The following is a 2,147-nucleotide window of genomic DNA, read 5'->3' as shown; positions in this document are numbered from 1 at the left end:
TATCCCGCGAACAGCTTTACCGCTCGTTCAGCGACAAGGGCAACCCTACGTTGAAGACCATGCTCGCCGTGATGCGCGCCGTTGGCCTGGATCTGACCACGCGGCAACACGTCCACCCCTGATTTCTCGCACGCGAGAAAGGAGGTAACGTCGCTGGATGCAGCCGCTCTCTCGGGACTGTTCCGAGGCTGAGTGTTGCGAACGGTAAACAAACGCTTTTAAGCGCGTTCGCGCAGCGGACGCAGCAAGACCCCTTCGCCCTGGAGCGCGCTGCCGGTGGTGGTCTGCTCGTCAGCGTTGGTCGGTCGCGGTAAGCCCGGACTATCCAGAGCTGGGCGCCCTTTTTACTTTTTGCCTTCCGGTTGAGCATATGGCGCGGCCATCTGCTTGACCTGCTCGGCTAACTCAGGCGGCAACCAGACCATGACCGGCACCAGTTCTTGCGCCTCGTGTTCCTCTAGGATATTGCGAACCCGCTTCACGGCGGCATATACCAACTGCCGCGACACGTCGGCCTGCCTCGCCAGATCTGCAGGGCGCTGGCCATCGACCAATACGGCCTTGGCCATTTCGACAGTACCGACAGCCAACCCGCGAAAGGCAGGGGATACTTTTTCCCATTGATCGGCGGTGTACTTTGGCTGCATTCATATTCTCCATGGGTGAAGCGCCCGGTGATCTACCAGGCGCTTTTAGCTTCTAGTGTGAGTGGGTTGCGCAAGCCTGTCTAACTTCCGGCCCGGCTCCTGCAGCGCTCAGGGTGACGCGCTGGACAATCATTTGATGCGTGAGGGTGGCCAGGCCCACAAACGTCCAATACCGGCCATTGCAGCGCGCATAAATGCGTGTGAGGTTCCCGACCTCGAATTTTTCCAGCTTGAACGAAAAGTCTTTGCCGACAGCGGCGAAATCTAGCACCTGCAGGCGGGTTAGCGCGTACTCATAGCGGGCTTCGCTGATCTCCTGGGGCAGCGTTCCTAGCGCGGCTTCCTGGGCCAGCAAGAACGATTCTTCATCGCCTAGAACTGCGCCGGGATGGCAGATATGCAACTCGGCCAGCATCAGCATTCTGCAGCGGGTTGCCCACTGGTTCGGGCCGATCTCGCGGGCATAGTCAATGATCGAAGGTTGGCCCGGTACATAGAAAACTTTGGACATGGCTGTATCTCCCTACCACATGAAACCGGGCGCACTTGGCGCCCGGCTGGTTGGTTATGCGGCCTGCTGAGTGCGCAGAGCCTGTGCCAGAACCCACAGGGCGCGATTCAATTTCACGTCCTGGTCAATGCCATTCACGGCGCGGGTAGTTGTCCGGCGTCCTTGCTTGTTGCGGCCACTCAAGCCGCCCTTGATGGTGTTTTCTTGTACGCGGTTGAAGGTCGTCCAGAGGTCACTGCTCCTGTCCTCGCTGCGGCGTGCGCGCAGCAACTGCGAAGGGGTGACAGGGGCCGGGCCTTCGGATGGGTCGTAACGGTAGGCCAATGCGGCCATGGCGAAGGCTTCTTGCTCTTCCGGGCGTAGTTGAATCTGTTTCATGCAGTCGCGTTTGTCGTCGATCTGCGTGAACTGGTTGAGCACTTCATAGGCTCCCTCGATCACGTCTCCGACAACATCACCACGGCCACTGTGACGCACTTTCTGATCCATGGAGCAATCGCCCAGCACCAGGCCATTGGCACATACGAAACGGAAGCTACCGCCCATCATCTGATAGCTGCTGCTGCCATCATGGCTGTTCAGCAGAATGATTTCGTTCGCCTCTTTGTCCATGATGTTGCTGGCATGGCGCAGACGGATCATGTGTTTGGTGTGCTCGCGTTTGTCGGTGTTGCGCACGCGGGTTTGACAGGCCATGAACGGCTGGAACCCTTCGGCGCGTAGCGCATCGAGCACCTTTACAGTCGGGATATACAGGTAACGATCGGAGCGGCTGTCGTGTGCTTCCTCGGCAAAGATCGACGGCGCTACGCGGGCGATCTCGTCATTGCTCAGAGGTGCATCGCTGCGGATCATGCAAGGGTTACGGAAGTTGCTGGATAGACGCATTTTTTAATCTCCTTCGCAGAATTCCCGGAGCGGTTGCCGCCGCTGGATCCGGGCAATCGAAGCGGTATTGCTTCGACGGGATTAGTATCTCAAATCCCGCT

At 58.5% G+C, this 2,147-nt stretch carries 3 protein-coding genes and 1 pseudogene; 1 reads left to right on the top strand and 3 read right to left on the bottom strand.

Annotated features, from left to right (window positions below; translation table 11 throughout):
- A pseudogene (locus tag D8U73_RS01350) lies at nt 1-122 on the top strand (transcriptional regulator); the annotation flags it as partial.
- Between the two features lie 222 nt (nt 123-344).
- Here the strand turns inward: D8U73_RS01350 and D8U73_RS01345 are convergent.
- The 3 genes from D8U73_RS01345 to D8U73_RS01335 are packed head-to-tail and all read right to left on the bottom strand — an operon-like array spanning nt 345 to nt 2,046.
- A complete protein-coding gene (locus D8U73_RS01345) occupies nt 345-647 on the bottom strand; it encodes a TrfB-related DNA-binding protein (protein ID WP_130903526.1) in 303 nt (100 codons plus the stop codon).
- Between the two features lie 52 nt (nt 648-699).
- Nucleotides 700-1,158, bottom strand: coding sequence for a hypothetical protein (locus D8U73_RS01340; RefSeq protein ID WP_130903525.1), 459 nt, complete (start codon nt 1,156-1,158; stop codon nt 700-702).
- A gap of 54 nt (nt 1,159-1,212) precedes the next feature.
- Entirely contained in the window at nt 1,213-2,046 is an 834-nt protein-coding gene (locus D8U73_RS01335; protein ID WP_130903524.1) for a DUF932 domain-containing protein, read from the bottom strand.
- Between the last annotated feature and the right edge of the window lie 101 nt (nt 2,047-2,147).

This window comes from Pseudomonas sp. Sample_22 (genome assembly GCF_004307635.1).
In the GTDB taxonomy this organism is placed as follows: domain Bacteria; phylum Pseudomonadota; class Gammaproteobacteria; order Pseudomonadales; family Pseudomonadaceae; genus Aquipseudomonas.
This window is presented reverse-complemented; position numbering and strand designations above follow the sequence as displayed.

Excerpts from the sequence above, each read along its gene's own strand:
- D8U73_RS01340 (WP_130903525.1), bottom strand. The coding sequence starts at position 1,158 with ATGTCCAAAGTTTTCTATGTACCGGGCCAACCTTCGATCATTGACTAT.
- D8U73_RS01335 (WP_130903524.1), bottom strand. The coding sequence starts at position 2,046 with ATGCGTCTATCCAGCAACTTCCGTAACCCTTGCATGATCCGCAGCGAT.
- D8U73_RS01345 (WP_130903526.1), bottom strand. The coding sequence starts at position 647 with ATGCAGCCAAAGTACACCGCCGATCAATGGGAAAAAGTATCCCCTGCC.